The sequence below is a fragment of the Streptomyces sp. NPDC005483 genome, from assembly GCF_040606035.1.
GTDB lineage: Bacteria > Actinomycetota > Actinomycetes > Streptomycetales > Streptomycetaceae > Streptomyces.
In genome coordinates this window covers 228,142-251,127 of the sequence record NZ_JBEXEA010000007.1, presented here as the reverse complement: position 1 = coordinate 251,127, position 22,986 = coordinate 228,142, and the positions used below count along the sequence as shown (strand labels likewise).

Genomic DNA, 22,986 nt, shown 5'->3' with positions numbered 1-22,986 from the left:
ACGGGAGGTGTCACGGGGCCCGCTGTGGATACGCGGTGGGGACAGCACCTCGGTCCGTCCGGAAGGTCACCGTCACCATGAGCGGCGAGAACAGCGACAGCGCCACCTGCTCGGAGACGAAGCTCACCGTCAACGGCGAACCCCACACCCTCCTCGTCGACCACCGGCGCGTCCTGCTCGACGTGCTGCGTGAGGACCTGGACCTGTGGGGCGCCAGGAAGGGCTGCGACCACGGGCAGTGCGGGGCCTGCACGGTCCTGGTGGACGGGCGCCGGGTCAACAGCTGTCTACTGCTCGCGGTCGCCCTGGACGGCAGCGAGGTCCGCACCGTGGAGGGCCTCGGCGACGGGGAGGAACTGCACCCCCTGCAACAGGCCTTCCTGGACCGCGACGCCTTCCAGTGCGGCTACTGCACCCCCGGCCAGCTCTGCTCTGCGCTCGGCATGATCGACGAGGCGGCGGCGGGCCACCCCTCGCGGGTCACCCGCGACGTCACCGACGACATGTCCGCCGACCCGCCCGTACCCGGCCGTCCCGTGCCGCTGGACCGGGACGAGATCCGCGAGCGGCTCAGCGGCAACCTGTGCCGCTGCGGCGCCTATCCACGCATTGTCGACGCGGTCGAGGACGTGATCCGGTGAAGACCTTCGACTACGTACGGGCCACCAGCCCCGAAGAGGCGGCGGAGCTCTTCGCCGCCCGGCCCGGCGCCCGCTACCTCGGCGGCGGCACCAACCTGGTCGACCTGATGAAGCTCGGCGTCGAACGGCCGGACGTGCTCGTCGACGTCAGCCGGCTGCCCCTCGACGAGGTCCAGGAGCTGCCGGACGGTTCACTGCGCGTCGGCGCCACGGTCCGCAACAGCGACCTGGCGGCCCACCCGGCCGTCCGCGCCCGCTACCCCGCCCTCTCCCAGGCCCTGCTCGCGGGCGCCTCGGGCCAGCTGCGCAACGCGGCCACCACGGGCGGCAACCTGCTCCAGCGCACCCGCTGCCCCTACTTCCAGGACGTCTCCAAACCCTGCAACAAGCGTGCGCCGGGCAGCGGTTGCGGCGCGCGGGAGGGCGTACACCGGGACCACGCGGTGCTCGGGCACTCCCCGCACTGCATCGCCACCCACCCCTCGGACATGGCGGTCGCGCTCGCCGCGCTGGACGCCCGCGTCGAGTTGTACGGCACCGAGGGCGCCCGGAGTGTTCCCGTGGCCGACTTCCACCGGCTGCCGGGGGCCCATCCGGAGCGGGACACCGAGATCCTGCCCGGCGAGCTCGTCATCGGGGTGCTGCTGCCGGCGGCCCCGGCCGGATTGCCCTCCGCCTATCGCAAGGCCAGGGACCGGGCGTCGTACGCCTTCGCCCTCGCCTCGGTGGCCGCCGTGGTGCGGGTGACGGACGGGGTGGTCGACCATGCCGGTATCGCCTTCGGCGCGCTGGCGCACCGGCCGTGGCGGGCCCGGCGGGCCGAGCAGGCGCTGCTGGGTGCCGCGCCCACGGCGGCCGCGTTCGAGCACGCGGTCGACCTGGAGCTCTCGGCCGCCGAGCCCTTGCGGGACAACGCCTACAAAGTGCCCTTGGCGCGCTCGCTCGCCATGGACGTCCTGACCCGGCTCACCACGGCCGCCAGGACCTGAGGAGGACGCATGGACACCCCCGCGCAAGCCGCCGCCCTGGGTGCTCCGGTCGAGCGCCGCGAAGGCCGGGAGAAGGTCACCGGCACCGCCCGCTACGCCGCCGAACAGCCCCGTCCCGGCCGCGCCCACGCATGGCCCGTCCCCGCCTCGATCGCCCGGGGCCGCGTCACCGGCATCGACACCGCGACCGCTCTGGACGTGCCCGGGGTCCTGGCCGTGCTCACCCACGAGAACGCGCCGAGGCTGTCCGAACCGGACGACCCCACGCTCGCCGTGCTGCGCGACTCCCGTGTCCCGCACCGCGGTTGGTTCGTCGCCCTGGTGGTGGGCGAGACCCTGGAGAGCGCCCGCGCCGGTGCCGCCGCCGTCCGCGTCGACTACGCCGTGGAGGACCACGACGTCACCCTCACGGCCACGCACCCGGACGCGTACGCCCCCGACCAGGCCAACGGCGGATACCCCGGGACCCGTGAACACGGCGACCCCGAGGGTGCGTTCGCGTCCGCCCCGGTCCAGGTCGACACCGACTACCGGGTGCCCCCGCTGCACAACCACCCGATGGAACCGCACGCCACGACGGCCGAGTGGGACGACGGCCGGCTCACGGTGCACACCTCCACGCAGGGCTCCACCGTCGTACGCGCCGTCCTGGCAGGTCTGTTCGGCCTCCCGGAGGACCGCGTCACCGTTCACGCCCAGCACGTGGGCGGCGGCTTCGGGTCCAAGGGCACGCCGCGTCCGGACGTGGTGCTCGCCGCGATGGCGGCCCGGTACACCGGGCGGCCGGTCACCCTGGCCCTGCCCCGCCGCTACATGCCCTCCGTCGTCGGACACCGCGCCCCCACCCTGCACCGGCTGCGTCTCGGGGCCCACCCCGACGGACGGCTCGCCTCCCTGATCCACGAGGTGACCACCCACACCTCGCGCGTCAAGGAGTTCGTGGAGCAGGCCGCGGTGCCCGCACGTGTGATGTACGCCGCCCCCGACTCCCGTACGGCACACCGCGTGGCGCCCCTCGACGTGCCCAGCCCGTCCTGGATGCGGGCCCCGGGCGAGGCGCCCGGCATGTACGCGCTGGAGTCGGCCATGGACGAGCTGGCCACCGAACTCGGCATGGATCCGGTGGAGTTGCGGATCGTCAACGAGCCGGAGACCGAGCCCGACAGCGGCAAGCCCTTCAGCAGCAGGCACCTGGTCGAGTGTCTGCGCGAGGGCGCCCGGCGCTTCGGCTGGGCCGGGCGGGACCCGCGACCGCGCTCCCGCGCCGAGGGCCCGCTGCTGGTGGGCTCGGGGGTGGCGGCCGCCATGTATCCCGTGCTGGTTCAGCCGTCCACGGCGGCGGCACGGGCGCTGCCCGACGGGACCTTCCTGGTACGGATCAACGCCACCGACATCGGCACGGGCGCCCGGACCGTCCTCGCGCAGATCGCCGCGGACGCGCTCGGTGTGCCCGTGGACCGGGTGCGGACCGAGGTGGGCAGCAGCGACCTGCCCGCCGCGTCGCTGGCCGGCGGCTCGTCGGGCACCGCGTCCTGGGGCTGGGCGGTGCACGAGGCGTGCGTCCGGCTCGCGCAGCGCCTGGCCGAGGGTCCGCTGCCTGCGGAGGGGATCGAGGTCCGTGCCGACACGGCCGGCCGGGCGGACGCCGACAGCGCCTTCGCCCGGCACGCCTTCGGCGCCCACTTCGCGGAGGTCGTCGTCGACACCGTCACCGGTGAGACCCGGGTCCGGCGGCTGCTGGGGGTGTATGCCGCCGGGCACATCCTCAACTCCCGTACCGCGCGCTCCCAGTTCGTCGGCGGCATGACCATGGGGCTCGGTATGGCACTGACCGAGGGCAGCACGATGGACGCCGCGTTCGGCGACTTCACCGAGTCGGATCTGGCCGCGTACCACGTGCCCACGCACGCCGACGTGCCCGACATCGAGGCGCACTGGATCGACGAGGACGACACCCGCCTCAACCCCATGGGCAGCAAGGGCATCGGCGAGATCGGCATCGTGGGGACGGCTGCCGCGATCGGCAACGCCGTCTTCCACGCCACCGGCGTGCGCCTGCGCGAACTGCCCCTCACCCCGGACCGCGTGCTGAGCGGCCTGCGGGGCAGGGGCGGTTCCTAGGCTCCTGGAGGCTGTCAGGCCCCCGGGGAGTGCGTCGGCTGGGCGGGCATCGGCCGCCGCACGGATGGCCTCCGCCGTCCGCCGTTCCGCCAGGACGCGTTCCAGCGGCGGTGGCGACGCGAGACGCACCACGAGGGCGGTCAGCGCGGCCAGCGACGCGCACACGGCCGCCGTCCCCGCGAGCCAGGCCGGCGCCGGCGGAAGTTCCAGGGCCCGGGCGAGCCCGGCCGAGTTGAACCGTCCGTCGAGCAACTGGCCCGCTGCCACCCCGGCCGGCACGACGACCGCGAGGGCCAGGACCGGCAGGACCGGCCGGATCAACAGCAGAGCGAGCAGGACACACAGGACCGACACCCCGAGCGCGAACCCGTACACCTGCGCGGATGCCCCATCGCGGTGCGCGGGGAAGCACAGGACACCGCAGACCAGCAGGGCCAGGGCGGCGACAATGCTCGGCCAGGCCGGTGCTCTTCGGGTCCGACCCGACGCCGGTGGATGCGGTGGCGGGGCCGGGAAGGCGGCCGGCCCCGGCAGCTCCGGTCCGGGCCGCCACTCCTCGTCGTACGACTGGTGCGCCTCGTACCACGGCTGCGGGGGCGGTTCCGTCGCCAGCCGGCCGATGAGCTCGACCAGTTCCTCCACGGGTCTGCCGGTCGCTGCCGCGCGCACCGCCTTCTGCCCGCAGTGGGGCTGCAGTTCGGACCGGTTCAGCAGGGCCACCAGACGGGTCACGTCCTCTGTCGGACGGGATTCGGCGGCGGCCCGGATCGCCTCGTCGGCGCTGTCCGCGTCCCGCGGCGGCCGGGTCAGCAGGGACACGAGACGGGTGACGTCCTCCACGGAACGGCACGCAGGGCCGCGACGGTGGCCTGCGCGTACTCGGGCGACTGCTCCAGCAGGGTGATGAGGTGGACGACGTCCTCCAGGGGACGATCGGTTACGGCGGCACGCACCAGGTCGCCGACGGGATCGCCGTACGACCGGTCCATCGGTATGGCGGGGTCGTTCAGACAAAGAGTGCGGTCGCTGCTACGCGCCCCCGTCGTGCGACCGCGAGATCGAGATGACCCCATTCGTATGCGGGTGTACGACGGCGTGCCGCTCGGATGAGCCACGGGTGTGAGTGCGGCCCTTCGGCGAGCCATAGCGGAGCCGGATGCGGGAATCCGTCAGACAGCGCGCCGTTCGGCGCCCGGAGGAGGAGGTCGGCCCGTGGATTCGACCACAGCACTGATCGTCGTCGCCGTGGTACTCGCGGCGCTGGCGCTGGCGGTGGCCGTCGCACTGCTGGTACGGCTCGTGAGAACCCGTCGCGGACTGCGGCGGGCGGGACTTCCCACCGGGCCCCGCTGGGTCTTCTGGGGTGCCCTGCTGTACTTCGTGCTGCCGACCGATCTGGTGCCCGACCCGGTGTACCTCGACGACATCGGTGTCCTGCTGCTCGCCCTGCGCACCCTGCGCGGCTCCGCCGCCGACCGGGCTGCGCTGCGCCTCGGCGGACGGGACCGGGAGGCGTCCCCCCGACCGTGATTACGCAGTGTAAGGAAACCAATCACTCGTTCGATTCGTATAAGTCTCTGGAAGCCGAAGGAAGTCGGCTGACCTGACGGCGTCGTGGGGTGACGGCCGTCTGCGAGAGGCAGTACCGGCGAGGGAGAGACGATGCAACCGTTCGCGCTCAACTACGCACGTCCGGCAGCGACGTCGGAGGCGACCACTCCGTATGTCTACGACTCCGGGCTGCAGTTGAACGTGCTCATGGACGGCCGGGTCGCGGCCCGCGACCACGCGCTGATGAGGGAACTGGGGACCACCACTAGCACGGCGGGCTCCAAGACTCACTTCGACGACTGAACGCGGCCGACGACTGATGACCGTGTTGATTCTTACCTGCGAAGAGGACGTGACGGCCGACATGGTCGTCGTGCACCTCAACGCCACGGGGGTTCCGGTGGTCCGGCTCGATCCGGCCGACCTGACCGACGGTGTCGCGCTGTCCGGGGAGTACGTGCACGGCAACTTCCGCGGCCACCTGTCGGTCGGCGGCCGGCTGGTGGGCATCTCCGGGCTGCGCTCGATCTGGGTCCGCCGCCCCGGCACCCCCGCGGCGCGGGCGGCCGCGCCCTCCGAGTGGCTGACCGAGGAGTCCGACCAGGCGCTGTACGGCATGCTCCGGGGCAGCGACGCCCGCTGGATGAACCACCCCGACGCGGCCCGCCGGGCCCGTCACAAGCCCTGGCAGCTGCGGCTCGCCCAGCGCTGCGGCCTGCCCGTCCCGGCGACCATCGTGACAACGTTTCCGCAGGCCGCTCGCGAGTTCGCCGAGCGGTACCCGGACCTGGTGGTCAAACCGGTCTCCGGGGCGCATCCGCAGGATCCGCCCCGGGCGGTGCCGACCAGCCGGGTCGCACCGGACACCGATTTCGCGGCCGTGGCGTTCGGCCCCACCCTGCTGCAACGGCGGGTCGCCAAACGGGCCGACATACGCCTGACCGTCGTCGGCGAGACGATGCTGGCCGCCCGGAAGGTCACCGGGGCGGACGACGAGGTGGACGTCCGTTTCGCCCCGCCCACCTCCTCCTGGCAGCCCACCGATGTCCCGCCGCGGGTGGCCGCGGCCGTCCGGGACTATCTCGGGGCGGCCGAACTGGCCTACGGGGCCTTCGACTTCGCCGAGGACGGGGACGGGACCTGGTGGTTCCTGGAGTGCAACCAGTCAGGGCAGTTCGGCTTCGTGGAGGTGGAGACGGGCCAGCCGATCGCGCGCGGTATCGCCGCATGGCTGGCCCGGCCCGGTCCGGACCCGCGCTCGCGCACCGACGGCGCGAACAGCGCGGTGAACTGAGGCCGGATTCAGTAGGGCCGCGGGGCGGCGGGCGGCAGGGCGGGCACCCATCCCTGGCCCGGCGAGGCCGGGCGCTCGGGGACGGGCGGGGGCATGAGGGACTGCAGCGGCCGCATGACGTACTCCAGTTCCCTGCGTACGCGCTCGGCCTCCCTGCGGGTCAGAGCGGGGACGTCGCCGCGCTCGGCGACGAGTCGGTCGTAGATGGGGGAATCCTGGAACACCCGTCAACGCGCCTTTCGTTTTCTCGGGCCCACGCGCATGGGCACGGCTGACGAGTCTAGGCGCCTCCACGCACCGACGTGCGAATTCCGGCGTCGGGCTTGACTGCTCGCGGGCCCTCATGCACCGGCGGTGGACCCCGGGCGGACGATCATCAGGACGGTCACGGTCGCCCACAGAAGGTTGAAGATGCCCGTGGACATGGCCAGTTGGGCGGTTGCGCGGCGTTCGACGCTCCCCTGTCCGGTCAACTCCTCGAGCAGTTCGCCCTGCCGGGGCAGGACGAAGGCGACCAGGACTCCGGCGGCCGCGGCCGTCAGGGCCATGGACGTGGTCAGCCACCCGTCGCCCAGGACGCCCATCGCGGCTCCGGTGGCGACGCCGAGGACCGGGACCGCGATGCCGATGCCCGCGTAGACCCGGCAGATGCGGTGCAGCAGCCGTAGGGCGCCGACGCCGGCCTCCTCCGCGTGGGCCCGGCGGGCCGCGGGCGGGAACATGCTGGCCGCGACGGTCACCGGCCCCACGGCGACGATGGCGACGAGGACGTGCAGGGCCAGTAGGAACTTGGTCATGGGATGGCGTGTCCTTCTCCGGTGCGGTCGGTGGTGCCCGGCCACCCTAGAAACCCGCCGGATGATCACACAGGGGCTGAAACGACAGCTTCCGACGGATTCCCGCCAACGCCTCCGGCTGGGAGTTCTGCCCGGCCCCGGGGTCATGGCAGTGGCGGGAATCCGCTTATCGTGGCGGTCATGCACTCCGTGGCGATCCTGGTTCTCGACGATGTGGTGCCGTTCGACATGGCGGCACCCATGCAGGTGTTCGACTGGACCCGGCTGCCCGACGGCCGCCCGGGCTACCGGGTCCGGCTGTGCGCCGAGTCACCGGAGGTCCGCGCGGACGGCGGTTTCACCCTGCGGGTCGAGCACGGCCTCGAAGCGCTCACCGAGGCGGACACGATCATCGTGCCGGGGTGCTCCCCCGTGGCCGGACCGCCCTCCCCGACCGTGCTCGCCGCGCTGCGGGAGGCCGCGGCGGCCGGCACCCGGATCGCGTCCGTGTGCGTGGGCGCGTTCGTGCTGGCGGAGGCCGGGCTCCTGGACGGGCTGCGCGCCACCACGCACTGGGTGGTCGCGGACGACCTGGCGCGGCGCTTCCCCGCCGTCGAGGTCCAGCCGGACGTGCTGTACGTGGACAACGGTCAGATCCTGACCTCCGCGGGCGCGGCCGCGGCGCTCGACATGTGTCTGCACATGATCCGCCGGGACCTGGGTTCGGCGGTCGCCGCGCATGCCGCCCGGATGTCGGTGATGCCGCTCGAACGGGAGGGCGGGCAGGCCCAGTTCATCGTGTACGACCACCCGCCCGTACCCCGTGGTTCGACGCTGGAGCCGGTCCTGGAGTGGGTCGAGGACAACCTGGCCCACGAGATCACCCTCGGGACGATGGCGGCCCGTTCAGGGATGAGCGAGCGCACCTTCAGCCGCCGTTTCCGGGAGCAGACGGGCAGCACGCCGCTGCAGTGGCTGCTGCGGGCCCGGGTGCGGCGCGCCCAGTACCTGCTGGAGAACACCGGTCATCCGGTCGAACGGATCGCGCGGCAGGCGGGGTTCGGCTCCCCCACGGCGTTTCGCGAACGCTTCCGCCGGGTCGTCGGCACCACCCCGCAGGGGTACCGCGCGGCCTTCCACGCGAAGGACGCCGTCCCGGCGGCGGCGAGTTCCTGACCGCCCGCCGGGTCCGGCGTGGTGTTCACCCGGCCAGCGGGAGGCTGCTCTCCCCGTCCGGGTCCGCGCATTCGGCGGCCGGCAGCAGGGCGTCGGCCCTGGCGACCGCCTCACGGACATCGGTGGTGCCCATCATCACGCACAGTGTGTAACTGACGTCCGCCAGCTCACGAGCCGTCGCCGGCCTCTCCCTCTCCGCCTGGGCGATCCTCAGTGACGCGTAGCGGGTCAGCAGAGTTCTGACGGCCTTAGGGTCCGGAACGAGCACGAAGCGCCCCTCTCTAGAATTTTTCGCTGCGTATGCCCCCTGTGCGCCGGTCCAATCCCATCCGCCGCTCCCCGGCACGCGATTGGCGCAATACCGTGCGGACGGACCCGCTTCCCGAAGGCCCGCAAACCGTTGAACAAGGGGCATCCCTCGCACCATGAACGGTATACGCCCATGAACCGCTCCGCAGGTCTCCTCAGCGCCCTCCATCTCGCGACGAGCACCGGACTCGCCTGGACAGCGGTCCACGCACTGCGCCACGACCCGCCGTGGGCCGCGTGTCTGTTGGCCGCCGCGAGCCTGGTCCCAGTCATCGCGGTCGTGCGCGAGAGCGTGCTCCGCGACCAGCGGCGCGCCCTGGCCGAAATGCGCGGGCGGGCCGACGGACCCGGTGCGGGGGCCGCCGACGACATCGTCCGCGCCGAACTCGACACCGCGTGCTGTGAACGCTGGTGGACGAGCTGCGGCACCGACCACGACTCGGCGTGCCCCCGCCGGGTACCGCGGAGCAGCGCGGCGTGACGCCCGGCAGGGGCCGGGGCCACCCCTTCGACCGGCCGTACGACCACTCCGGCGAGGTCCATCCCGATCAGTGCAGAACGCGGCAACGCTGACGGACTCGTCGGGTGATGGACGAGATCCGGGGACGCCTGCCCGCGGACGGTTCGGGAGCAGGTGCGCCCGAGCGCGATCGGGCGCGGACGTCGACGCGGTCCTCCGGTCCGCTCCGTCCGCACCCACCGCCTTCAGGCTCGCGCACGGCGGCGCGCCGTACGCGCCGCCGCGACCGGGGCGACGGGAGGCGAGGAGGCGTAGCCGCGCGGCCCGTGCCTCACCCCCCGCCGGACGGACCGGGGCCGGGCTCAGGCGACCTGTCCGGCGTGCAGCGCGGTGTAGGCCCCGCCGCGGCGCAGCAGTTCCTCGTGGGTGCCGGTCTCCAGGATCCGGCCCTCCCCCAGCACCACGATGCGGTCGGCGCCCCGCACGGTCGACAGCCGGTGCGCGACCACGAAGGTCGTCCGTCCGTGCAGCAGCCGGGCGAGCGCCTGTTGGACGAGCGCCTCGGAGCGGGTGTCCAGGGCCGAGGTCGCCTCGTCGAGGACCAGCACGCGCGGGTCGCGGATCAGGGCCCGGGCGATGGCCAGGCGCTGGCGCTGCCCGCCCGACAGCCGGGCACCCCGCTCGCCGACCAGGGTGTCCAGGCCCTGCGGCAGCCGGTCGACGAACTCCAGTGCGTTCGCGTCGCGCAGTGCCGCGCGGACCGTCTGTTCGTCGGCGTCGTCCATGCCGTAGGCGACGTTGTCGCGGATCGTGCCGTCGAACAGGATGGATTCCTGGGGTACGACGGACAGGAAGCGCCGGTAGGTGCGCAGGTCCAGGGCGTTCATGTCGGTGCCGTCGAGCAGCAGCCGCCCCGAGGTGGGACGGATGAAGCCGATCACGAGGTTGAGGACGGTGGACTTGCCCGCGCCGGACGCGCCGACGAGGGCGATGGTCTCGCCGGGGGTCACGGAGAGGGTGAAGTCCCGTACGGCGGGCCGTCCGTTGTCGTACGCGTGGCCCACGCCCTGGAACTCGACGGCTCCGCGCACCGAGTCGACCTCGGTCTTGCCCTCGTTGTCCTCCAGTTCGGGCGCCTGGAGCACCTCGCCGACGGAACGGACGGACTCCAGACCCTTGGTGATGACCGGGGCGAGCCCTGCCAACGTGGTCGTGGAGTTCGTGAGCGTGGTCAGGAACGCGCTGAGCATCACGACGTCGCCGGGGGTGACGCCCCAGACGCCGTAGTACGACACCAGCGCGGCCCCGGCGAGGACCAGCACGCCGACCACGTTGAGCACGACCCAGGCCAGCGAGCCGAAGCGGCCGTTGACGAGGTCGAGGCGCATCCCGGAGGTCAGCAGCCGGCGCAGGGTGCCGTCCATGCGGCGCAGCGCCTTGCCCTCCAGGCCGTGGGCGCGGGTCACCGGGATGAGGCGGGTCATCTCCGTGACCCGGGACGAGAGCGTCTCGACCTCGTGCCGGAAGTGCTCGTTGTGGGTGCGCAGCCGGGCCCGGAGCCGGGCCACGACGAGGGCCGCGGCGGGCACGACGACGAGGAAGACGGGCACGAACTCCGGTGTCCGTACGGCGATGATGACCAGTCCGCCGATCAGCACCGTGGTGGCACCGAGGCCGGTCTCGGCGGTCTGCTGCACCATCTGCTCGACCGTCTCGACGTCCCGCACGACCTTGGCCTGGAGGACACCGGCGCTGACCCGGGAGTGGTAGCCGATGGACAGCTGCTGCATGCGGGTGCACAGGGCGGAGCGCAGGGTGGTGCCCATGCGGCGGACGCTGCCGTACAGGAGGCGGACGTAGAGGAGGTGCAGGGGGTAGTTGATGAGCAGGATGAACAGGATGACGCCGGTGCTCGTCCAGAGCCGGGTGATCGGCAGGTGCTGCACGACGGTGTCGATGATGGACGCGGTGATCAGGGGCAGCAGCCAGATCGGGCTGTGCTTGACGGTGAACACCGCCACGGCCACGGCCAGATTGCGGCGGTCGGCGCGGAACAGGTAGGCGAGTGTGCGGATCGGGTGTTCGCCCCGGTAGCGATGGTCGAGTGGTCTTTCCAGCGACGATGCCATCGTCGCTGGTCCTTCCGGTTGCCGTGTGGAGGGCAAGCGCTTTCTCCCCCTCGTCGGCAAGGAGTACACCAGGTGGCGGTGAGCACTCCTACTCGTCCAGAGTGCGGGCGAGCTCCGTGGTGGCGTGGGCGATCTCGCTGTCGTCGTCGGCCATCAGCCGCCCGAGGACACCGCTCTTGTCCCGGACGGCCTGACGGGCCCGGCGCTCCCACACCACGGGGTTCTCGCGGTGGTTGAGCAGCTTGGGGTAGACGGCCGCGGTGCTCTCCCACTGGCGGGCGCCGGCGATGCTCCTGAGCAGCTGGATGATCTCCGCCCGACAGGTCACCCGGGGCAGTTGGGCGAGCTCCCAGAGGAAGGGGACCGTGGCGGCGGTGGCCTGCTCCACGACGAAGCCGTACTGGCAGATGCGCCTGCGCAGGTCACGGAGGGCCGCGCCGGCGGTCTCGGGGTCCCCCCAGGCCACGCTGTTGAGGAGCAGGGGGATGGCCGCGGCGCAGCCGGTGGAGTCCTGGATGTCGTCCCAGGGCACGCGGCTCAGCGCCGCGAGGGGCGTGGTCCGTGCCACCCCGGTGGTGGGCACGGGGCAGCTGGTGCGCTCGTTGCTCGGCTGGTCCGGAGCGGTGCGCATGGCGTGAAACCTTTCCGCGGCGGTCATGTCAGGGGGGAGGGGTGGTCGACAGCTTGGCCCAGACGGTCTTGCCGGCCGGGGGCCGCGAGGTCCAGCCCCACTCCTCCGCCAAGGCGTCGACGATGTACAGGCCCCGGCCGTGCTCCCGCAGGGCGGTGACGTCGCGGGGCGTGTAGGCGGGTGGCTCGTCGCCGGGGTCGGAGACGGTCACCAGCAGATGCGCGGGGTCGAAGGACAACCCCAGCCACACCTCGGCGGCACCCTTCGCCGCAGGCCGGAGCACCGCGTGGGCCACGGCGTTGGCCGCGAGTTCGGTGATCACGAGGGTGGCGTCGTCGCTGCGGTGATCCAGGGACCAGCAGCTCAGCGTCTCGCGGGTGAAGGCGCGGGCCCGGGCGAACCCCTCCGCGCTGCATCTGACGAGCAGCGCGGCGGAGACGAGGGGGCCGACCTCCGGCGGTCGCCGCTGTCCGCAGGCGGAACCCGGACGCCGCACGGTCGCACCGGCCGGGCCCGCATCACCCACCTCCGGCACAGCCTGGCTGGGCGGCCGGAGCACATGGTTTGCAGGTGACGACACGGCATCTCCTTGATGCGACGTCAAGACGGGGCGCAACCGCGGGGGTTGACGCTGGAGCTATTATCCACGCTGAAGGCGCCCGCGTGCAATTGCACGAGAAATTGCGCGAACGACGGGTGGGGTCACAGAGGTTGCCGTTGCGCACCCCAGTCCCGCCCCGCACGGCCGGGCACGGCGCCCGGCACAGAACGGAACAGCAAGGAGACTGCAGTGCCAGCAGTGCAGAACGGAGTGCGGGCGAGTTCGCTCGACGCCCGCTGGGTCAAGAGCCGTCACAGCAACGCCGAGGGCAACTGCGTCGAAGTGGCCTCACTGGTCGACGGCGGCGTCGCGCTGCGCAACTCCCGTGACCCCGACGGCCCCGCACTGGTCTACACCCCGGCCGAGGTCGCGGCCTTCCTCGCCGGCGCGAAGGACGGTGAGTTCGACCACCTGCTGTGAGGAGCCGGGATCCGAGGCGACACCGCCCCCAACTCCCGTGCCGACACCGGCACCTACGGAATGGTGCGGTACGGCCACGCTGCGTGCGATAGTGTGAGTCGTCTCTGTGCCGGTTTACTGGGAGTCAGGATGTCTGCCGCGTCCCACCGCATCTCCCGCCTGGAACCGTACCTGGACCGGTCCGAACCGGCTCCCACCCTGCTGAAGATGCTGGTAGGCGTCCAGTTGGCGGGATTCCGCGAGGATGCCGGGCTCGCCCAGGACCAGGCGGCGCGGGCCCTTGGATTCAGCCCCGCCAAGCTGTCCCGCATCGAGTCGGGCAAGGGCCGCAAGCCCCCGTCGGAAAGCGACGTGCGCGCTCTCCTGGAGCTGTACGGCACCGAGGACTACGAGTCCTCGGTGCTCCTCAAGCTGCTCCAGCGCGCCGGTGACCCGGGCTGGTGGCAGCGGTACGACAAGCGGCTGATGCCCGAGTGGTTCGACCGGCTGGTCGGCCTTCAGGAGGCGGCCGCGGCCATCCGTACCTTCGAGATCCAGTACGTCCCCGGACTGCTGCAGACCCCGGACTACACACGGGCGGTGGTGGAGCGCGGTCTGCCGGCCGCGGCGGCGAGCGAGGTGGACCGGCGCGTCGAACTGCGCATGCAGCGCGCGAAGTTGCTGCTGCGTGCGGATGCCCCACAGCTGTGGGCGGTGATCGACGAGTCGGTGCTGCTGCGGGTGCTGGGCAGCCGGGACATCATGCGGGCGCAGCTCAAGCACCTCGTCGCGATGGCCCAGCGCTCCAACGTGACGTTGCAGATCATCCCGCTCGACGTGACGAACGCCTCCGCTCCGGCCATCCCGATCACCTACCTGCGCTTCGGCGGGCTCGACCTGCCGGACGTCGTGTATCTGGAGCACATCAAGAGCGCGAACTTCCTGGAGGACCGGGACGAGACGGAGGAGTACCGGCTCGCCCTGGACCGGCTGGCCGACGACGCGCTCGAACCCCGGGACTCGCTGCGGCTGTTGGAGCAGACGATCGAGCAGCGCTACGGCGGCTGAGAGCCCCTGTCAGCCGTCGCGGCCGAACAGGGCCGCCCACAGGAAGGGTTCGCCGAAGCAGGGGGACCCGGGCGGTTCGTCGCGCATGCGCCGTAGCTCGATCTCGGTCAGGTCGCAGAAGATCCGGCGCAGGGACTCGGCCGTGTAGGCGAGACCGCCCGCGAGTCCGCCCTGCCGGTAGAACTCCGCGTCCGGCAGGTCCGATCCCACTCCTCCGTCCGCGAAACAGGCGAGGCCGAAGCGGCCACCGGGTGCCAAGTGGCGTTCGAGGAGCGCCAGATAGCTGACACGGCGGTGCGGCGGCAGATGGTGGAAGCAGCCGGAGTCGTAGATCAGGTCGTAGGTGCCGCTGAGTTCGGTGCCCGACAGGGTGAAGGCATCGCCGCACACGAAGCGGACGTCGGCCGCCGTCTCGTGCGCGCGCTCCCTGGCCCAGGCGATGGCGGCCGGTGAGAGATCGACGGCGTCGACGTCGAAGCCGAGGGAGGCGAGGTACAGCGCGTTGCGGCCCGGCCCGCAGCCCAGATCCAGGGCACGGCCGACGGTGACGAGGCCGCGGTCGAGGTACGACACCAGGTTCTCGTCCGGCTTCGCCACGAAGAAGGGGACCGGCTTGGAGCGGTCCCCGTAGAAGCCGTCCCACCAGGAACCGGCGTCCGCGGTCCAGCGATCGGCCTGGGAATCGAAGAGGGTGTCGAGGAGCTGGAGTACGTCCTCCATCGTGCGTATCGTGCGGTTCATTCGCGCCTTCTCGATGGGGTGAATCGTAGGGCCGACCGGGGCGAGGCCTGCCGACATGCGGCGCCCCCGGAGCGGGAGGGCGCCGGCGCCGCGGGGGACGGTGCCCGCCGAAGCCGCAGCTGTCCCCGCCGCGCCCGTCGACCCGGAACCTGCACGGCCCAACGACGGCTGGGGCTGCGGTGCCTGCGCCGGTACGGCCTGCTCGGCCGCGCCAGGGGCGTTCGTGACGGGGTCAGACGAGTCGGGCGACTCCGCCGAACTCGATCCACTCGTGGGTGAGCTGGCGGGGGGCCACCTCGGTGTCGGGACGCCAGGTGGAGACCTCCACGAGGCCAGGGGGGAGGATTTCCAGGCCCTCGAACCACTCGGCGACGTCCTTCTCCTGGCGGACCCGGCCCCAGTGGCCCTGGGTCGCCTGGTCCATGAAGTTCGTGACGAAGTCGCGGACCTCGGGGTCCTCGCTGACGAGCTGGCACATCACCATGAAGCTGCCGGGCGCGAGACGCTCGCGCACCCGGCGGGCCAGGGCGGCAGGCCCGTCCGTCTCGCTGTCCGGGATGCAGTGCATGACCGAGTTGAACAGCACGGCGACGGGCTGCGAGAAGTCGATCAGCCGCTGGGTGTCCTCGTGGGCGAAGATCGCGTCGGTCTCCCGCATGTCCGCGTGGATGACGGCGGTCCGCTCGTCCTGCTCCAGCAGCGCCCGGCCGTGCACCAGGACCATCGGGTCGTTGTCGACGTAGACGACGTGCGTGGTGGGGTCGATGCGCTGGGCGACCTGATGGACGTTGTCCTGGGTGGGCAGGCCCGAGCCGTGGTCCAGGTACTGCCGGATGCCGTGCTCCGCCGAGAGGGTGCGCACCACCCGCTGGAGGAAGTGCCGGTTGTTCACGGCGAGCCTGCGGGTGCTCGGGACGACCTTGTCGAGCTGTTCGCAGGCGGCCCGGTCGGCCGCGTAGTTGTCCTTGCCGCCGAGGTAGTGGTCGTACATGCGCGCGGCCGTGGGGACCGAGGCGTCGATCGACGTGGACAGGTTCTTACCGGTGCTCATCTTTCCCCCAGCTTGTTCCGCCAACTGGCCTGGCAGGACAGGGAGTCCATCCTAGAGACACCACGAACGCCGGTGCCAGTACGACAACCAGTACGAGGGCTACGGCCGTCACCCGGCCGAGGCCTCCCGTCCGCGCGGCGGCGAACAGCGCCCCGAGCTCGGTGCCTGGCCGCCGGCCGGCGCAGGACGAGTACAGCCTTCGGCAGCAGCGGCTCGGTTTCCCACGGCAGGCCGCAAAGGAGCGGCGCAGCCAGCGCGACAGGCGGCCGAAGAAGGCCCGGATGGCCGTGCGGCACACGGACCGGGTCATCGCCGGCAACGCACCGGGGAAGGTTCAGGCGGCGTCCAGCTCCGTGAGTTCGGTCGCGTCGAGGACGAGATCGGCCGCGGCCAGCGAGTCGCGGATCGTCTCGGGGCGGCTCGCGCCCGGGATCGGCACGACCACCGGCGACTTGGCGAGCATCCAGGCCAGGCAGACCTGCTGCGGGCTCACCCCGTACTTCTCGGCGATCCGCGCGAACGGCCCGTGGGCCGAACCCAGTTCACCCGCCCGGGAGATGCCGCCGAGGGGGCTCCAGGGCAGGAAGGCGATGCCGAGTTCGTCGCACAGGCGCAGTTCCGGCTCGCTGGAGCGGAAGGCCGGGGAGAACTGGTTCTGCACCGAGACCAGTCGGCCGCCGAGGATCTCGTTGGCCAGTCGGATCTGGTCGGGATTCGCGTTGGAGATGCCCGCCTGGAGGATCTTGCCCTCGTCGAGGAGGTCACGCACGGCGCCGACCGACTCCTCGTAGGGGATCCGGGGATCGGGACGGTGGAACTGGTAGAGCCCGATCGCCTCCACCCCCAGTCGCCTCAGCGAGGCCTCGCATGCCTCCCTGAGGTGCCGGGGGCTGCCGTCGAGCGTCCAGCTTCCATCCCCCGGACGCAGATGCCCGCCCTTGGTGGCGACGAGGACGTCACCGCCCCGGTCGTGGGAGGCGAGGGCCTTCGCGATCAGGGACTCGTTGTGACCGACCTCGTCGGCGTCCCGGTGGTAGGCGTCGGCGGTGTCGATCAGGGTCACGCCCGCGTCGAGGGCGGCGTGGATGGTGGCGAGGGAGCGTTCCTCGTCCGGCCGCCCCTCGATGGACATGGGCATGCCGCCCAGACCGATCGAGCTCACTTCGACATCACCGATACGGCGAGTGTGCATGACCTTGGACCTCTTTCGCCTGTCCCGCGGATCTGGGCTCTCCTCAGCCTGGCCGCCGCGCACACCGAGGTCCAATAGAGGAATGAGAACGCATTCAGCGACGGGAGTGCTGAATCGCGGCCGCGCCGCCCCCCGGGTCGACCGGGGGGCGAGACGGGGTTGCGTGTGCGCTGTGTCCGTGTGACACCCTCGCCTCGACCGGCGGATGATCCAGTCCGGTCGTCGTGAGGTTCGGCAGTACGGCCAGAGAGGCAGCGGCATGCGTATCGGACTGCTCGGCACCGGTCCCTGGGCCCGGATGGCCCACGCCCCCGCGCTCGGCGCGCATCCGGAGCTGGACTTCGCCGGGGTGTGGGGCCGTCGTACGGAGGCCGCCGAGGAGCTGGCCGCGGAGCACGGCACGCGCGCGTACGCCGATGTCGACGCGCTCCTCGCCGACGTGGACGCCGTCGCCATCGCCCTGCCGCCGAGCGTGCAGGCCGGCCTCGCGGCGCGGGCCGCGCGGGCGGGGTGCCATCTGCTGCTGGACAAGCCTCTTGCGACGACGGTCGAGCAGGGGCGGGCCGTGGTCGAGGCCGTCCGGGAGACCAAGGTCGCCTCGGTGGTGTTCTTCACCTCGCGCTTCCTCGCCGAGACCGAGGCGTGGATCGCCGAACAGGCGGCCGTGGAGGGCTGGTTCACGGGGCGGGCCGAGTGGCTGGGGTCGGTGTTCACCAGCGAGAGCCCGTTCGCCGAGTCACCGTGGCGGCAGGAGAAGGGCGCCCTGTGGGACGTGGGCCCGCATGCCCTGTCGGTGCTGCTGCCGGTGCTGGGTGAAGTCCGTGAGGTGGCGGCGGCCGCGCACGGTCCCGGGGACACCGTCCATCTGGTGCTGCGGCACACCGGCGGCGCGTCGAGCACCCTGACCCTGAGTCTCACGGCTCCGCCCGCGGCCGCGGGAGCCGGTGTCGAGCTGCGGGGCGCGGGCGGAGTCGCCGTGCTCCCGGAGTCGTCGGAGGCTGTCGTACCCGCCGTGATCCGGGCCGCCGACGGGCTGCTCGCCGCCGCGCGCACCGGGCAGGCCCATCCGTGCGACGCCGTGTTCGCACTGCGGGTCACCGAGATCCTCGTCGAGGCGGAGGCCCTGCTGGACGGCGGAACGGCGACGGCGCAGGCAGGTCCCAGTAGTGCCCGCACCTAGCTGACGATCACCTCGACCACCAGCAGGGCGCCCGGCACCGACAGCTGGAGCGGACCGGCTGTCGGTGCCGGGCGAGGGCTCAGGCGGTGTGCGGCAGCCGGTAGTTCAGCCGTTCCCGTACGACGGGATAGCCCGCCTTGGCGAAGTTCGCGGCCATGGGGAAGTTCCCCCGGTCCGTCGCACCGGAGACGAACTCGGCGCCCTGCTCGACCAGATAGTGGGTGCACTCGGCGAGCAGGTCGTAGGCGTAGCCCTGTCCGCGCTGTTCCGGCACCACCCCGATGAACCCGACGCAGGGCCCCGACGGGTTGTGGGCCGGAATGTGGATCCCGGCGACGTCTCCCTGCGGGGTGTGGGCGATCTGCCACCACTCACGCGGCGAGGGGCACCAGTGGAAGAAGTCGAGTTCCTCCTGGGCGGCCCGGTCGAGTCCGCCCTCCTCGACGGCTGTGAGGGCGTGCGCGTCCAGGGTGGCGGAGTGGATGCGGCGCAGCAGGTCGAAGAAGACCGCGTCGTCCGGTTCGGGCCGGAACTCCAGGCGTCCGGGCCGCTCGGGCAGCCCGTGCTCCGGTGTCCACCGGTACAGGAACCGCTCGACCAGGAGCTCGTATCCGGCCTTCTGTACGGCGGTGAAGCGGGTCTCGGCGGCGGACCGCAGATCGGGGTCCTCGCGCCAGCCCGCGGGCAGGTTCATCTCGAGCTCGACCTGCCAGGGGGCGGTGCGCAGGAGTTCCGCGCCGGCCTCCTCCTCCCCCTCGGCCACGTCGAACCAGTTGACGTTGAGGGGTGCCGTGTCGTCGGGGCCGCCCCACCAGGCGCCGCGTGCCACGACCTTGCCGTCGCGCAGGGCGACGCGCTTCCAGTCGGGGCGGTGGCGGGTGGACCGGTGGGACTCGCGGGCGCCGAGAGGGTCGGGAAGGGCGTCGAAGAGATGGGTTGTGCGCTCGTCGAGCGCACGGATGACCAGTTCGGTCATGGGTGGATTCCTCCGGGATGCGTACTGCGGGGAGCGCTCCCGGTCAGACGAGACACGCCGGGATGACGGAGAGGGAGCGCTGAAGGGCGGTGAACTGCACGGCACTCGCCTCCTTCCGTCGGCCTCGGGCGTGGTGACTGACGTTACGGGATCTTCCGGGGCCGCGTCCATCGCTTTTCGGCACACGCGCGCGTGCCCGCTGCCGACGCTCACGCCGTTCCGGAGACGGCCGGGCGGCGAGCGGTTCGGCGTGCGGGGCCGAGCGGGTCGTAGCAGCGTGGTGGTGTGAGCGGACTGCGCGACCGGGACCGGCGGAGCTGGCTGCGCGGCGCGCCGCCGCCCGGCTGGGTGCGGGTGCTGCCCGCCGTACTGCTGGCGGGGGTGTGCGTGGCGACCCTCGCGAGCCCGGGTCACCTCGACATCGGGTTCCTGCTGGGCGCCATCCCGCCGCTGGCCGTGCTGTCGTACGGGCCGCTGGCGACGGCCGTGCTCGGTGCGCTCGTCCTGGTCGTGCTGAACGTGCCGGTCTTCCGGCTGAACGATCCGGGCAGCACGGATCTGCTGACCGTCGGCTTCGTCGCCGCGCTCAGTGTGTTCGTGTCGTTCGTACGGAGCAGGCGGGACGCCCAGCTGGTGACCGAGCGCGCGGTCGCGGAGGCCGCGCAGCGGGCCGTCGTGCCGCCGCTGCCGAAGCGGGTGGCAGGTGTGCGGTGTGCGGGGCTGTACCGGGCCGCGCAGCACGGGACGCTGGTCGGGGGTGACTTCTTCGACGTGCGGGAGGGGCCCTGCGGGGTGCGGGCGGTGATGGGCGACGTGCAGGGGCACGGACTGTCGGCCGTCGCCACCGTCGCCTCCCTGCTGGGGGCCTTCCGGGAGGCGGTGCTGGACCAGCCCGGTCCCGAGTCGGTGGCCGCGCGGCTGGACCGCAGGCTGGTGGTGGACTCGGCGGCCGTACGGCACTCGGAGCTGTTCGCGACGGCGGTGGTGCTGGAGTTCGGGGCCGGCGCGACGGCCGTACGGATCGTGGCGTGCGGGCAGGCCGGGCCGGTCCTGCTGCGTGAGGGGCGGGCCGTGGAACTCGACGTACCGGTGGGCACCCCGCTCGGTCTGGGCCTGTCCGACGCCTCGCCGCCGACGGGGGTCACCGTTGCGCTGCGGCCCGGCGACCGGCTCTTCCTGGCCTCGGACGGCGTCTGGGAGGCGCGCGACGCCGCCGGGGCCTTCTATCCGCTGCTCGACCGGATCACCGGGTTCGCGGGTGACCTCCCGGATCTCGTAGAGCGGGTCTGGGAGGACCTCGTCCGCTACGCCCCGGCGCTCGACGACGACGTCACGATGCTCGTTCTCGCGCCCGGCGCCCCGGAGTCCCGCTGACCGCCGCGTCCGTCTCCTGCTCCCCCTCGGCGTCGATGTGCGGGAGGATCCGGTCGAGCCAGCGGGGCGTCCACCAGGCGCGCGGTCCCAGCAGGGTCATGACGGCGGGGACCATGAGCAGCCGTACGACGGTCGCGTCGATCAGCACGCTCACCGCGAGGCCCAGTCCCAGCATCTTGACCACGATGTTGTCGCTGACGACGAAGGCGGCGAAGACGCTCACCATGATCAGTGCCGCGCAGGTGATGACCCGGGCGGTGATCTCCAGCGCGTGGGCGACGGAGGCCTTGGCGTCCCCGGTGCGCAGCCAGGCCTCGTGCACCCGGGAGAGCAGGAAGATCTCGTAGTCCATGCTCAGCCCGAAGATGATCGCGAACATCATCATCGGCACATAGCTCTCGATGGGCACCTTGCCGGAGACGCCGAGCGCGGGGCCGCCCCAGCCCCACTGGAAGACGGCGACGACGACGCCGTAGGAGGCGGCGATGGACAGGACGTTGAGGACGGCCGCCTTCACGGCGACGAGCAGCCCGCGGAAGACCGCGAGGATGATCAGGAAGGCCAGGGCGACGACCACGCCGATGATCAGCGGCAGCCTGCTGGCGACGATGTCGCGGAAGTCGACCTGGGCGGCGGTCGTGCCGGTGACGTACCCCTTTGCGTCCGTGCCCTTGACCGCGGTCGGCAGGGTGGTGTCGACCAGGCGGTTGGTGAGATCCGTGGTGGTGGCGCTCTGCGGGGACTGCTTGGAGTAGACCGTGGAGATGAGGACGTCCCCGTCCTTGGTGGGGGTGAGCGAGGTGACCGCCGCTGCGCCGGACACGCCGCTGAGGGTCTTCTGCGCCTGGGAGGACAGGGCAGAGCGCTCGGAGGACGGTACGGACGTCTGGTCGATGACGACGGTGAGGGGGCCGTTGGAGCCGGGGCCGAAGGCGTCGGTCATGAGGTCGTAGGCCCGCCGGTCGGTGAAGGAGGTGGGGTCGGCGCCGTCGCCGATGTGGCCGAGTTGGATGGAGAAGACCGGGATGGCGAGGACGACGACGGCCGTCACGCCCGCGGCCAGGTAGCGCCACGGCCGCCGCTCGACCCGCTGGGCGTACCGGTGCCAGGTCCCGTGCGGCGTCTCGCCCTCGGCGGCGTCGGTCTCGGCGACCGGCCGGCGTACCCGGTAGCGGTCGATCCGGTTGCCGATCAGGCCCAGCAGGGCAGGGACGAGCGTCAGGGCGCCCAGGACGGCGGAGACCACCGTCACGGCGGCGGCGAGCCCGAGCAGCCCGATGAAGGACACCCCGGACGCTGACAGTCCGGCCAGGGCGATGATCACCGTGCAGCCGGAGACCAGGACGGCCCGCCCGCTGGTGGCGGTGGCCCCGCCCGCCGCGCGCACCGGATCCTTCCCGTCCATCAGACTCTGCCGGTGGCGGGTGAGCTGGAAGAGCGCGTAGTCGATGCCGACGCCGAGTCCGATCATCGTGGCCAGGGTGGGTGAAACGGTCGCGAAGGTGAACGCCGAGGCCAGCAGACCCAGGCACGCGAGGCCCCCGATCACACTGATCAATGCGGTGACCAGGGGGATTCCGGCGGCGATCACACTGCCGAAGCCGACGAGCAGGACGACGATCGCCACGCCGAACCCGATCAGTTCGCTCACCCGGTCGTCGGCGGCGGGCCGCGCGAGTTCGCCGAGCGGACCGCCGTACTCGACGTCCGCGCCCGCTGCCCTCAGGGGCTGTACGGCGTGGTCGACCCCGCTGAGGTAGCCGTCGCCGAGGGTCGAGGGCTGGACGTCGAAGCGGACCGTGATGTACGCCGTCTTCCCGTCCGTCGACAGCGGCCCGACCTTCGAGGCGGGCGTGGAGAGCGGGTTCTGCGCCGACAGGACGTGCGGCAGTTTCTGGAGGTCGGTGACCGTCGTGGACATCTGCGAGCCGAGCGAGGAGATCGCCTTGTCACCGTCGTGGAGCACGATCTGGCTGCCGTACCCGCCGGCCGCCGGATCGTGCTTCTTCAGGACGTCCAGGCCCTTCTGCGACTGGACTCCGGGCAGCGAGAAGTTGTCCGAGTAGTCCCCGCCGAAGGAACGGTTCAGGGCCTGGAGGGCGACCAGGGCCACGAGCCAGGCCACCAGGACGATGACGAAGTGCCGGGCGCACCACTCGCCCAGTCTGCGCAGGGCGCCCTTGGGGTGGTTTTGCGTGGTCATGGTGTCGTCTCTCTGCCGGGCCCCCGAGAGATCGATATCCCCATTACACGCCCGTTGGGTCATCGGGGCATCCGGAGGCTCCGGGCGCGCGGGGAACGCTTCCGGATGCAAGGTCGGCCCGGGC

Annotated in this window: 24 protein-coding genes; 12 read left to right on the top strand and 12 right to left on the bottom strand. The window is 72.1% G+C overall.

Translation table 11 applies throughout. From position 1 onward, the window contains the following. Window positions 1-77 precede the first annotated feature (77 nt). Genes ABZT06_RS16190 through ABZT06_RS16180 form a run of 3 tightly spaced genes read left to right on the top strand, consistent with a single transcriptional unit; the run spans window position 78 to window position 3,751 of the window. Window positions 78-641: a 2Fe-2S iron-sulfur cluster-binding protein gene (locus ABZT06_RS16190; RefSeq protein ID WP_355740614.1), complete on the top strand. Its 564-nt coding sequence runs from the start codon at window positions 78-80 to the stop codon at window positions 639-641. Beyond that, window positions 638-1,630: a xanthine dehydrogenase family protein subunit M gene (locus tag ABZT06_RS16185; protein ID WP_355740612.1), complete on the top strand. Its 993-nt coding sequence runs from the start codon at window positions 638-640 to the stop codon at window positions 1,628-1,630. The genes ABZT06_RS16190 and ABZT06_RS16185 overlap by 4 nt, the downstream gene beginning before the upstream one ends. 9 nt (window positions 1,631-1,639) lie before the next feature. After that, window positions 1,640-3,751 carry a xanthine dehydrogenase family protein molybdopterin-binding subunit gene (locus ABZT06_RS16180; protein ID WP_355740610.1) on the top strand — a complete coding sequence of 704 codons (2,112 nt, stop codon included), beginning with the start codon at window positions 1,640-1,642 and terminating at the stop codon, window positions 3,749-3,751. Window positions 3,752-4,557: 806 nt separating this feature from the next. Here ABZT06_RS16180 and ABZT06_RS16175 read toward each other — a convergent pair. Further along, window positions 4,558-4,740 carry a hypothetical protein gene (locus ABZT06_RS16175; protein WP_355740608.1) on the bottom strand — a complete coding sequence of 61 codons (183 nt, stop codon included), beginning with the start codon at window positions 4,738-4,740 and terminating at the stop codon, window positions 4,558-4,560. A 223-nt stretch (window positions 4,741-4,963) separates the two neighbouring features. Between ABZT06_RS16175 and ABZT06_RS16170 the strand changes: the two genes are divergently transcribed. The 3 genes from ABZT06_RS16170 to tgmB all read left to right on the top strand — a co-directional run bounded on the left by ABZT06_RS16170 (window position 4,964) and on the right by tgmB (window position 6,596). Beyond that, window positions 4,964-5,281 carry a YkvA family protein gene (locus ABZT06_RS16170; RefSeq protein WP_355740606.1) on the top strand — a complete coding sequence of 106 codons (318 nt, stop codon included), beginning with the start codon at window positions 4,964-4,966 and terminating at the stop codon, window positions 5,279-5,281. 132 nt (window positions 5,282-5,413) lie between these two features. After that, the gene (tgmA, locus tag ABZT06_RS16165; RefSeq protein WP_355740604.1) at window positions 5,414-5,605 is read left to right on the top strand and encodes a putative ATP-grasp-modified RiPP; all 192 of its coding nucleotides are present in this window, start codon (window positions 5,414-5,416) and stop codon (window positions 5,603-5,605) included. A gap of 16 nt (window positions 5,606-5,621) precedes the next feature. Further along, window positions 5,622-6,596, top strand: coding sequence for an ATP-grasp ribosomal peptide maturase (gene tgmB, locus ABZT06_RS16160; protein WP_355740602.1), 975 nt, complete (start codon window positions 5,622-5,624; stop codon window positions 6,594-6,596). A gap of 8 nt (window positions 6,597-6,604) precedes the next feature. On the opposite strand, the gene ABZT06_RS16155 is transcribed toward tgmB, so the two are convergent. Both ABZT06_RS16155 and ABZT06_RS16150 read right to left on the bottom strand, forming a co-directional pair. After that, window positions 6,605-6,820 (bottom strand): hypothetical protein, encoded by a 216-nt coding sequence (locus ABZT06_RS16155; protein WP_037713967.1) that lies wholly within the window; start codon window positions 6,818-6,820, stop codon window positions 6,605-6,607. 117 nt (window positions 6,821-6,937) lie between these two features. After that, complete coding sequence (locus ABZT06_RS16150; protein ID WP_355740599.1) at window positions 6,938-7,393, bottom strand: hypothetical protein; 456 nt, start codon at window positions 7,391-7,393, stop codon at window positions 6,938-6,940. Between the two features lie 180 nt (window positions 7,394-7,573). Here ABZT06_RS16150 and ABZT06_RS16145 point away from each other — a divergent pair, with 180 nt between their 5' ends. Further along, window positions 7,574-8,548: a helix-turn-helix domain-containing protein gene (locus ABZT06_RS16145; RefSeq protein WP_355740597.1), complete on the top strand. Its 975-nt coding sequence runs from the start codon at window positions 7,574-7,576 to the stop codon at window positions 8,546-8,548. Window positions 8,549-8,573: 25 nt separating this feature from the next. Here ABZT06_RS16145 and ABZT06_RS16140 read toward each other — a convergent pair whose 3' ends face one another. After that, a complete protein-coding gene (locus tag ABZT06_RS16140) occupies window positions 8,574-8,816 on the bottom strand; it encodes a DUF5133 domain-containing protein (protein WP_355740595.1) in 243 nt (80 codons plus the stop codon). Between the two features lie 174 nt (window positions 8,817-8,990). Between ABZT06_RS16140 and ABZT06_RS16135 the strand changes: the two genes are divergently transcribed. Then, the gene (locus tag ABZT06_RS16135; RefSeq protein ID WP_355740593.1) at window positions 8,991-9,338 is read left to right on the top strand and encodes a hypothetical protein; all 348 of its coding nucleotides are present in this window, start codon (window positions 8,991-8,993) and stop codon (window positions 9,336-9,338) included. Between the two features lie 341 nt (window positions 9,339-9,679). Here ABZT06_RS16135 and ABZT06_RS16130 read toward each other — a convergent pair whose 3' ends face one another. The 3 genes from ABZT06_RS16130 to ABZT06_RS16120 all read right to left on the bottom strand — a co-directional run bounded on the left by ABZT06_RS16130 (window position 9,680) and on the right by ABZT06_RS16120 (window position 12,657). Continuing rightward, a complete protein-coding gene (locus ABZT06_RS16130; protein ID WP_355740591.1) occupies window positions 9,680-11,446 on the bottom strand; it encodes an ABC transporter ATP-binding protein in 1,767 nt (588 codons plus the stop codon). Window positions 11,447-11,534: 88 nt separating this feature from the next. After that, window positions 11,535-12,077, bottom strand: coding sequence for a hypothetical protein (locus ABZT06_RS16125; protein ID WP_355740589.1), 543 nt, complete (start codon window positions 12,075-12,077; stop codon window positions 11,535-11,537). A gap of 28 nt (window positions 12,078-12,105) precedes the next feature. Continuing rightward, window positions 12,106-12,657 carry an ATP-binding protein gene (locus ABZT06_RS16120; protein WP_355740587.1) on the bottom strand — a complete coding sequence of 184 codons (552 nt, stop codon included), beginning with the start codon at window positions 12,655-12,657 and terminating at the stop codon, window positions 12,106-12,108. Window positions 12,658-12,867: 210 nt separating this feature from the next. Here ABZT06_RS16120 and ABZT06_RS16115 point away from each other — a divergent pair, with 210 nt between their 5' ends. Continuing rightward, window positions 12,868-13,098, top strand: a complete 231-nt coding sequence (locus ABZT06_RS16115) for a DUF397 domain-containing protein (protein ID WP_355740585.1) — start codon at window positions 12,868-12,870, stop codon at window positions 13,096-13,098. Window positions 13,099-13,227: 129 nt separating this feature from the next. Then, window positions 13,228-14,145 (top strand): helix-turn-helix transcriptional regulator, encoded by a 918-nt coding sequence (locus ABZT06_RS16110; RefSeq protein ID WP_355740583.1) that lies wholly within the window; start codon window positions 13,228-13,230, stop codon window positions 14,143-14,145. A 9-nt stretch (window positions 14,146-14,154) separates the two neighbouring features. Here the strand turns inward: ABZT06_RS16110 and ABZT06_RS16105 are convergent, their stop codons facing one another. From ABZT06_RS16105 to ABZT06_RS16095, 3 genes are all read right to left on the bottom strand, one after another. Further along, a complete protein-coding gene (locus ABZT06_RS16105) occupies window positions 14,155-14,886 on the bottom strand; it encodes a methyltransferase domain-containing protein (protein ID WP_355740581.1) in 732 nt (243 codons plus the stop codon). Window positions 14,887-15,118: 232 nt separating this feature from the next. Continuing rightward, window positions 15,119-15,937 carry an SAM-dependent methyltransferase gene (locus ABZT06_RS16100; RefSeq protein WP_355740579.1) on the bottom strand — a complete coding sequence of 273 codons (819 nt, stop codon included), beginning with the start codon at window positions 15,935-15,937 and terminating at the stop codon, window positions 15,119-15,121. A 334-nt stretch (window positions 15,938-16,271) separates the two neighbouring features. Next, entirely contained in the window at window positions 16,272-17,129 is an 858-nt protein-coding gene (locus tag ABZT06_RS16095) for an aldo/keto reductase (RefSeq protein WP_355740577.1), read from the bottom strand. Window positions 17,130-17,388: 259 nt separating this feature from the next. Here ABZT06_RS16095 and ABZT06_RS16090 point away from each other — a divergent pair, with 259 nt between their 5' ends. Beyond that, entirely contained in the window at window positions 17,389-18,309 is a 921-nt protein-coding gene (locus ABZT06_RS16090; RefSeq protein ID WP_355740575.1) for a Gfo/Idh/MocA family oxidoreductase, read from the top strand. 79 nt (window positions 18,310-18,388) lie between these two features. On the opposite strand, the gene ABZT06_RS16085 is transcribed toward ABZT06_RS16090, so the two are convergent. After that, window positions 18,389-19,285 (bottom strand): GNAT family N-acetyltransferase, encoded by an 897-nt coding sequence (locus ABZT06_RS16085; RefSeq protein WP_355740573.1) that lies wholly within the window; start codon window positions 19,283-19,285, stop codon window positions 18,389-18,391. Between the two features lie 294 nt (window positions 19,286-19,579). Here ABZT06_RS16085 and ABZT06_RS16080 point away from each other — a divergent pair, with 294 nt between their 5' ends. Next, on the top strand, window positions 19,580-20,659 hold the full coding sequence (locus ABZT06_RS16080) for a PP2C family protein-serine/threonine phosphatase (protein WP_355740859.1): 1,080 nt from the start codon (window positions 19,580-19,582) through the stop codon (window positions 20,657-20,659). Here the strand turns inward: ABZT06_RS16080 and ABZT06_RS16075 are convergent. Further along, window positions 20,616-22,862, bottom strand: a complete 2,247-nt coding sequence (locus tag ABZT06_RS16075; RefSeq protein WP_355740571.1) for an MMPL family transporter — start codon at window positions 22,860-22,862, stop codon at window positions 20,616-20,618. The genes ABZT06_RS16080 and ABZT06_RS16075 overlap by 44 nt on opposite strands. Between the last annotated feature and the right edge of the window lie 124 nt (window positions 22,863-22,986).

Excerpts from the sequence above, each read along its gene's own strand:
- ABZT06_RS16190 (WP_355740614.1), top strand. The coding sequence starts at position 78 with ATGAGCGGCGAGAACAGCGACAGCGCCACCTGCTCGGAGACGAAGCTC.
- ABZT06_RS16180 (WP_355740610.1), top strand. The coding sequence starts at position 1,640 with ATGGACACCCCCGCGCAAGCCGCCGCCCTGGGTGCTCCGGTCGAGCGC.
- ABZT06_RS16175 (WP_355740608.1), bottom strand. The coding sequence starts at position 4,740 with ATGGACCGGTCGTACGGCGATCCCGTCGGCGACCTGGTGCGTGCCGCC.
- tgmA (WP_355740604.1), top strand. The coding sequence starts at position 5,414 with ATGCAACCGTTCGCGCTCAACTACGCACGTCCGGCAGCGACGTCGGAG.
- tgmB (WP_355740602.1), top strand. The coding sequence starts at position 5,622 with ATGACCGTGTTGATTCTTACCTGCGAAGAGGACGTGACGGCCGACATG.
- ABZT06_RS16150 (WP_355740599.1), bottom strand. The coding sequence starts at position 7,393 with ATGACCAAGTTCCTACTGGCCCTGCACGTCCTCGTCGCCATCGTCGCC.
- ABZT06_RS16145 (WP_355740597.1), top strand. The coding sequence starts at position 7,574 with ATGCACTCCGTGGCGATCCTGGTTCTCGACGATGTGGTGCCGTTCGAC.
- ABZT06_RS16135 (WP_355740593.1), top strand. The coding sequence starts at position 8,991 with ATGAACCGCTCCGCAGGTCTCCTCAGCGCCCTCCATCTCGCGACGAGC.
- ABZT06_RS16130 (WP_355740591.1), bottom strand. The coding sequence starts at position 11,446 with ATGGCATCGTCGCTGGAAAGACCACTCGACCATCGCTACCGGGGCGAA.
- ABZT06_RS16125 (WP_355740589.1), bottom strand. The coding sequence starts at position 12,077 with ATGCGCACCGCTCCGGACCAGCCGAGCAACGAGCGCACCAGCTGCCCC.
- ABZT06_RS16110 (WP_355740583.1), top strand. The coding sequence starts at position 13,228 with ATGTCTGCCGCGTCCCACCGCATCTCCCGCCTGGAACCGTACCTGGAC.
- ABZT06_RS16105 (WP_355740581.1), bottom strand. The coding sequence starts at position 14,886 with ATGAACCGCACGATACGCACGATGGAGGACGTACTCCAGCTCCTCGAC.
- ABZT06_RS16100 (WP_355740579.1), bottom strand. The coding sequence starts at position 15,937 with ATGAGCACCGGTAAGAACCTGTCCACGTCGATCGACGCCTCGGTCCCC.
- ABZT06_RS16095 (WP_355740577.1), bottom strand. The coding sequence starts at position 17,129 with ATGCACACTCGCCGTATCGGTGATGTCGAAGTGAGCTCGATCGGTCTG.
- ABZT06_RS16090 (WP_355740575.1), top strand. The coding sequence starts at position 17,389 with ATGCGTATCGGACTGCTCGGCACCGGTCCCTGGGCCCGGATGGCCCAC.
- ABZT06_RS16085 (WP_355740573.1), bottom strand. The coding sequence starts at position 19,285 with ATGACCGAACTGGTCATCCGTGCGCTCGACGAGCGCACAACCCATCTC.
- ABZT06_RS16075 (WP_355740571.1), bottom strand. The coding sequence starts at position 22,862 with ATGACCACGCAAAACCACCCCAAGGGCGCCCTGCGCAGACTGGGCGAG.